Here is a 7,845-nt window from a genome sequence, read left to right on the forward strand (position 1 = left end):
TGTGAGTTTAGTGCCCTGCCACGTCGTGACACCTATCCAAAAGCGCCGCAAGGGAGAATCACACGCCGCCTACAAGCCCTCTGTGGGTTAGCAGTTCGGTCAGTCGATCAACCACTTCCGGTATGCTCAGACGCGTGGTATCAAGCGTTATGGCATCATCTGCCGGCTTGAGAGGTGCCACGCTGCGCTGCATATCACGTGCATCGCGTGCCTGAATCTCCGTTAAAAGACTCGAAAGACTAGCATCCACCCCGGCTTCCTGCAACTGTAGATAGCGTCGGCGAGCGCGTTCGTCGGCGCTTGCCGTTAAAAAAATCTTCAATGGTGCATCCGGAAAGACCACCGTCCCCATATCGCGACCGTCCGCCACAAGCCCCGGCGCTTGACAAAAATCACGTTGGCGTTGCAATAGAGCTTGGCGCACTAATGGCAAAGCGGCCACCTGCGAAGCACGCCCACCGGCGTCTTCAGTGCGAATGATTTGGCCGACATCGTCACCTTCAAGCATTGTTCGCGGCCGGCCATCCTTAATTGGAAAAGCAACATCCAACTGCTCAGCTAAACGCGCTAAGGCAACTTCATCGTCTACGGCCACATCATGCTTAATGGCCGCCTGTGCCGTTAGCCGATAAAGCGCACCGCTATCTAGCAGATGCCAACCCAACCTCTCTGCTACTAAGCAGCTAATAGTGCCTTTACCGGCACCGCCAGGGCCATCAATCGTCAAAACGGGGACACGGTCATTCATGCGCGCCCTCCACGCTGACGCCCATACCTATACGCGTAGCTAATTCAACAAAATCCGGGAAAGAGGTGGCCACATTGGCACAGTCTTCAATGAAAATCTCATCACCAGCACGCAGCGAAGCAATCGCAAAGGCCATGGCAATACGGTGATCACCCAGGCTATCAATGCGTCCACCGCCATAGCTTGCGACCTGCGCATTACCATTACCGGCAATATCGATGCCGTCTTCTACCACGGTGTGCTGAACGCCTAGAGTAGCCAGGCCATCCGCCATTGCCTGAATACGATCTGATTCTTTAACGCGCAGCTCTTCTGCACCTCTTAGCCGCGTTATACCTTCTGCATTTGCAGCGGCAATAAACAGCGCAGGAAATTCGTCAATCGCCAGCGGCACCTGATCAACGGGGATATCGATTCCCTTTAGCGGTGCGTAGCGAATACGTATATCCGCCACCGGCTCACCGCCCACTTCGCGCTCATTCTCTAGCAGTAAATTAGCGCCCATCAAGGTGAGGATATTAATCACCCCTATACGCGTAGGGTTAATGCCTACGTGTTCAAGGGTAATATCAGACTCAGGCGTAATCGCCGCCGCGACTAGGAAAAACGTCGCTGAAGAGATATCCGATGGCACGTCGATAGGGCCAGCAGACAGCTTGCCGCCGCCCTGAAGCCAGCACGTATCACCATCACGAGAAACCACATAGCCGAAACCGTTAAGCATGCGCTCAGTGTGATCACGCGTGGGGGCAGGCTCACGCACTCGCGTTTCGCCCTGTGCGTACAATCCGGCTAATAATAGGCAAGACTTGACCTGCGCACTGGCCATAGGCATATCGTAATGAATGCCTTTCAGCGCAGCGGCACCACGAATTTTGAGCGGCGGACGCCCGCCCTCAGCGGTATCGATCGTCGCGCCCATGAGGCGCAGCGGATCGGCTACGCGGCCCATCGGCCGCTTAGTCAGCGACTCATCGCCCGTTAATTCACTGTCAAAGGCCTGGCCGGCAAGCAAACCTGAAAACAACCGCATAGCGGTGCCCGAGTTACCCACGTAGAGCGGCCCAGAGGGGGCTTTTAAGCCATGCATGCCGACACCGTGAATGGTGACTTTTCCCTGATGCGGACCTTCAATCGCCACACCCATTTCACGGAACGCCTGCAGGGTGGCCAGGCTATCTTCGCCTTCTAAAAAGCCTTTTACTTCGGTGACGCCTTCCGCCAGTGCGCCGAGCATAATAGAGCGGTGCGACATCGACTTATCGCCTGGAACGCGCAAACGTCCCTGCGCCTGGCCGCCTGGCCGCACACGGTAGGTGACTTTACCTTGTGGTTGCATATGATATTCCGCCTGGTAACTAGTTTTGTTCAATAAAGAGTCGAAATAGTGGCGGGCATGACTCGCCCGGTCAAAGGTGGCAATCAACGCATCGCTATCGCCGGCTTCTACCGCGTGACGCAGGCGTCCGAGGCCCGCTTCAAAATCATCCAGCGAGGCCAGCACCGCCTGCTTATTGGCGATAAAAATATCCCGCCACATCACCGGATCGCTACCTGCAATCCGGGTAAAGTCACGAAAGCCGCCCGCGGCATAGCGAAAGATATCTAACCGCTCGTCTTGCCGCGCAAGCGTGTCAACTAATGAAAATGCCAGCAGATGAGGCAAATGGCTAGTTCGTGCCAACACTTGATCATGCCGCTCTACGTCCATTTCTAGTACGTCTGCGCCACAGGCCAGCCATAGGCTGCGCACCCGCTCCAGCGCTTCGTGATCAACATTAGCTTCAGGCGTCAGGATGACTTTATGGTCAACATAAAGACGTGGATTCGCTGCCGCCACACCGCTTTTTTCTGAACCAGCAATCGGATGTCCCAGCACCATATTAGTGGGCACCTGGCCAAACACACGCTGGGCACAAGTCCGAATCGTCGCCTTGGTACTGCCCACGTCGGTGATAACCACATTGGCAGCAGCGCTAGGCAGCGCATCAGCCAGGGCGGCCATAACGCTCTCCATGGCGAGCACCGGCACCGCCAGCACCACCATGGTGGCGTCATTTGCTTGCTCAGCGAGGCGGGTACCGCCTGAATCGATCAGGCCCATTTCAATACCGCGAGCAATCTCACCTTCATCGGGGTCACAGGCGACTATTTGCCCCTGGAACCCCGCAACGCGCAGCGCTGCCGCTAGTGAACCACCAATTAATCCCAAGCCAACAATCAGTAAGCGAGTCTCATGGCATGTGGGTTTTTCTACGCTGTCTGCCCCCATCAACGTCACAGCACGCCCACGGGGTAGGAACCCAACACGCGCAAGTCCGCTGCCCGCAGCCTTACTTCTTCAAGCACCGCAGCAACCTGGGGCTCGTCACGATGGCCTTTAAAATCGATGAAAAACACGTAGTTCCACACCCCGGTACGCGAAGGGCGTGTTTCAAGACGCGTTAGGTCGATCTGATGGCGATGAAACGGCTCCAATAAAGCATGGAGCGTCCCTGGCTGGTTGCGCATGGCAACCACAATTGAGGTTTTATCTTCCCCCGCCATGGGCACCTCCTGGTTACCAATAATCAAAAACCGCGTGGAGTTATCCGGGCGGTCTTCAATTTTTTCCGCTATATGCTCAAGACCATATAGCTTAGCCGCCATATCACCCGCAATCGCCGCACTATGCCACTCGGTTTTGACTAACTTGGCCGCTTCAGCGTTGGAGGAAACCGGCACCCGCTCAGCATGGGGAAAATGCGCATCCAGCCATTTACGACACTGACCAAAGGATTGCGGGTGCGAGTAGATACGCGAGACTTTATCGCGGCGGGTTGTCTCACTGACCAGCAGGTGATGGTGAATACGCAGCACCACCTCGCCACAGATTTTAATCGATGAGTCCATAAAGGTATCCAGGGTGTGATTCACCACCCCTTCGGTGGAGTTCTCCACCGGCACCACACCGTAATGCACGGCGCCCGCCTCGACTTCACGGAATACCTCATCGATGGCTGCCATGGGCAAACTCACGGCGCTTTCACCAAAATGCTTGAGGGCAGCCTGCTGAGTAAAGGTACCTTCAGGACCTAAATAAGCGACCTTAACTGGCTGTTCTAATGCCAAACACGCCGACATGATTTCACGAAACAGGCGCGCCATTTCCTCTGAATCAAGCGGACCTTGATTCAATGCCATAATGCGCCGCAGCACCTGCGCTTCTCGCTCAGGGCGATAGAACACCGCATCTTTATCTTCGGCCAGCTTCACGTGCGCTACTTGCTGAGCACAGTTTGCACGCTCACTGATGAGATTCAGAATATCGCTATCGAGCTGATCGATTCGCTGGCGCAGTTCGTCCAGATTGATCGACGTGTCGGACATGGTGGTTAGCCCCTTGTTTGTTCAAAATCCGCCATAAACGTGATTAGCGCATCTACCGCAGACTCAGGCACCGCGTTATATAGGCTGGCACGCATGCCGCCAACGCTGCGGTGACCCTTTAAATTAAGCAGCCCCGCCGCATCGGCTTGTTGCAAGAACGCCTTATCCAGCGTCGCATCGGCTAATACAAACGGTACGTTCATCCGTGATCGATTGGCTTGAGCGATGGTGTTGCTATAAAACTCGCTGGCATCAATAGCGGCGTAGAGCTTATCGGCTTTACGTTGATTGATAGCATCCATCGCCGCCAACCCGCCGATATCGTCTTTCAACCACTCGAATACCAGCCCCGCCAGGTACCAGGCGTACGTCGGAGGCGTATTAACCATGGACCCGGCTTCCGCCAGCATCTGGTAATCAAACAATGAAGGAGTGCCAGACTTGACCCTGCCTAGCAGATCGTCACGCACCACGACCAGCGTTAGCCCCGCTGGCCCAATATTTTTCTGCGCCCCAGCATAAATGACGCCGAAATCGCTAACATCGATTGGCCCAGAGAGAATATTCGACGACATATCGCAGACCAACGGCACATTAGTGCCGTCAGCGCGCTGAACATGGGGCGTATAGTCAAATTCCAAACCACCGATGGTTTCGTTAGACGTGTAGTGCAGGTAGGCGGCATCATCGCTTATCTGCACAGTGTCGCGCCCAGGCACCGCCATATGGCCGTTAGGCTCACTGCTGGCGGCTACATGGCAGTCAAAACCAAGGTGTTTGGCTTCACTAAGCGCTTTCTTACCCCAGATACCGGTCTGGATAAAGTTGGCACGACCGCCCTGGCCCAGCAGGTTCATCGGCAGCATGGCAAATTGCATGCTGGCGCCGCCCTGCAAAAACAGCACTTTATAGTTATCGGGCACGTTCAGAAGCTGACGAAAATTCGCCTCCGCTCGCTCGGCGATGGCAATAAACTCATCGCTGCGGTGGCTCATTTCCATAACAGAAAGGCCACGACCCTGGTAATCCAGCAGCTCTTCACGCGCCCGTTCAAGCACGGCTACTGGCAAGGCCGCGGGCCCTGCGCAGAAATTATAATGACGTGTCATCAGTACCCGTTTCCTGTGCATCATCGGATGATTCGCCTACCTCGGCACCCTCAAGGCTGCTTTCTTCAAGATCGCCCTCGACAAGTCCACTAAGCTCGTCGATTTCTTCCGGCTCATCAACGCGGACTGTCTTAACCAGCTTCTCTTCTTTACCCAAGCGAATCAGCATCACGCCCTGGGTATTACGCGACGTGGTAGAAACTTCTTCTACGCGGGTACGCACTAACGTTCCACGATCAGTGATCAGCATCATTTCATCGCTGTCATAAACCTGCATCGCCGCCACCAGCGCGCCATTACGCTCGCTGGTTTGCATGGCGATAACACCCTGGCCACCGCGACCACGCAGCGGGAACTCTTCAAGGCGCGTGCGTTTGCCGTAGCCGTTTTCACTGGCGGTCATGATATAGATCTGGCCGTCGGCGGTTTCGGCCGCAGCGCTCTCAACTGAAGCGTCTTGCGTTTCGCCTTCGGCATCTGCTTCAGCATCAATTTGCTGACTCTTCGGAATAATCAGGCTGATGACTTCAGCATCACCTGCCAGGCGCATGCCGCGCACACCACGTGCGGTACGACCCATAGCGCGGGCATTGCCCTCTTCAAAGCGAATAGCCTTGCCGTTAGACGACAACAGCATGGCATGATCATCACCCGTGGTAATGGCCGCACCGACGAGGCGGTCACTTTCTTCCAGATCAATTGCAATAAGGCCGACGCTGCGCGGACGTGAGAACTGCTCAAGGCTCGTGCGCTTCACGGTACCCTTGGCCGTCGCGAAGAAAATATAGTGCTCGGGATCGTAATCACGCACCGGCAGAATAGCGTTTACCGCCTCACCTTCTTCTAGCGGCAGCATGTTCACCAGTGGTTTACCGCGTGAACCACGGCTAGCGTTCGGCATTTCATACACTTTCAGCCAATACACTTTGCCGCGATTAGAGAACAGCAGCACGGTATCGTGCGTCGATGCCACCAGCAGGTGCTCGATGACATCTTCATCTTTCATCGCCGTTGCGGACTTACCGCGACCACCACGACGCTGCGCCTGATAATCAGACAGCGGCTGCGTCTTGGCATAGCCAGAGCGCGACACGGTGACAACCATGTCCTCTTCGGCAATCAAATCTTCAATCGAGAGATCTAGATGACTGGCTTGAATTTCAGTCCGACGGTCGTCAGCAAACTGATCACGCACGGCGTGCAGCTCTTCACGAATAACTTCCATCAAGCGATCTGCCGAGGCCAAAATCTCGGTTAGCTCAGCAATTTTCGACAGAATAGACAGGTACTCATCAAGGAGTTTCTCTGTCTCAAGACCCGTCAAACGGTGCAGGCGCAGCTCAAGGATGGCCTGGGCCTGGGCAGGCGACAGACGATACGATGTGGCTGCCGTGTTTAAACCGAACCCTTCGTCTAGCTCTTCTGGCTTGCATGACGTAGCACCCGCCCGCTCCAGCATCGCAGTGACTTGGCCAGGCGGCCACGTTTTAGCCAACAGCTTTTCACGCGCTTCCGCCGCGTTGGGCGAAGCTTTAATCAGCTCAATCACTTCATCGATATTCGAAATAGCGACAGCCAAACCTTCAAGCAGATGGCCACGCTCACGCGCTTTTTTCAGCTCATAAAGCGTACGCCGAGTCACCACTTCGCGGCGGTGGCGAATAAAGGCTTCAAGCATCTCCTTGAGATTCAGCGTGCGCGGCTGGCCGTTTTCAAGCGCCACCATGTTAATCCCGAACACGTTTTGTAACTGCGTCTGGGCGAACAGGTTATTGACCACTACTTCGCCGGACTCGCCACGCTTGACTTCAATCACCACGCGCAGACCGTCTTTATCGGATTCATCGCGCAGCTCGGCGATGCCTTCAATTTTTTTCTCTTTCACCAGCTCGGCGATTTTTTCAATCAACCGCGCCTTGTTCACCTGATACGGCAGCTCGGTAATGATGATGTGGTCGCGACCAGTTTTATCGTGATGCTCAATCGTGTGGCAGGCACGCACGTAAATGCGCCCGCGGCCAGTACGATACGCAGACAAAATGCCCGCACGGCCATTGATAATCGCGCCGGTGGGGAAATCAGGACCAGGGATGTACTCCATTAAGTCATCCACCGACAGCGTATAGTCATCGATGAGCGCCAAACAACCGGCGATCACTTCACGCATGTTATGCGGTGGAATATTGGTCGCCATGCCTACAGCGATACCAGACGAGCCGTTGATCAGCAGATTAGGCACTTTGGTGGGCAGCACGGCGGGGATACGCTCGGTGCCATCGTAGTTATCTACCCAGTCAACGGTATCTTTTTCAAGATCAGCCAGCAGTTCATGGGCAAGGCGCGACATGCGCACCTCGGTATAACGCATAGCAGCCGCGTTATCCCCATCAATAGAACCGAAGTTACCCTGACCGTCGACCAGCACATGACGCATTGAAAAGTGCTGAGCCATACGAACGATGGTGTCGTAAACCGCGCTATCACCGTGCGGGTGGTATTTACCGATAACATCGCCAACGACACGCGCCGACTTCTTATACGGTTTATTCCACTCATTACCCAGTTCATGCATGGCAAACAGCACACGCCGGTGAACTGGTTTAAGGCCATCCCGCACAT

At 55.0% G+C, this 7,845-nt stretch carries 5 protein-coding genes; all 5 read right to left on the bottom strand.

Going from position 1 to position 7,845, the window contains the following annotated elements; all coding sequences use genetic code 11:
- Positions 1-58 precede the first annotated feature (58 nt).
- Positions 59-748 carry a (d)CMP kinase gene (gene cmk, locus ACTH5D_RS07350; RefSeq protein WP_441669740.1) on the bottom strand — a complete coding sequence of 230 codons (690 nt, stop codon included), beginning with the start codon at positions 746-748 and terminating at the stop codon, positions 59-61.
- Positions 741-3,020 carry a bifunctional prephenate dehydrogenase/3-phosphoshikimate 1-carboxyvinyltransferase gene (locus ACTH5D_RS07355; RefSeq protein WP_441669750.1) on the bottom strand — a complete coding sequence of 760 codons (2,280 nt, stop codon included), beginning with the start codon at positions 3,018-3,020 and terminating at the stop codon, positions 741-743. The genes cmk and ACTH5D_RS07355 overlap by 8 nt, the downstream gene beginning before the upstream one ends.
- Positions 3,021-3,025: 5 nt before the next feature.
- Positions 3,026-4,117: a prephenate dehydratase gene (gene pheA, locus ACTH5D_RS07360; RefSeq protein WP_441669742.1), complete on the bottom strand. Its 1,092-nt coding sequence runs from the start codon at positions 4,115-4,117 to the stop codon at positions 3,026-3,028.
- Between the two features lie 5 nt (positions 4,118-4,122).
- Entirely contained in the window at positions 4,123-5,226 is a 1,104-nt protein-coding gene (serC, locus tag ACTH5D_RS07365) for a 3-phosphoserine/phosphohydroxythreonine transaminase (protein ID WP_441669744.1), read from the bottom strand.
- A partial coding sequence (gyrA, locus tag ACTH5D_RS07370) for a DNA gyrase subunit A (protein WP_441669746.1) occupies positions 5,210-7,845 on the bottom strand: 2,636 nt, incomplete at its 5' end. The genes gyrA and serC, both read right to left, overlap by 17 nt.

This window comes from Halomonas sp., from assembly GCF_052095695.1.
Taxonomy (GTDB): domain Bacteria; phylum Pseudomonadota; class Gammaproteobacteria; order Pseudomonadales; family Halomonadaceae; genus Vreelandella.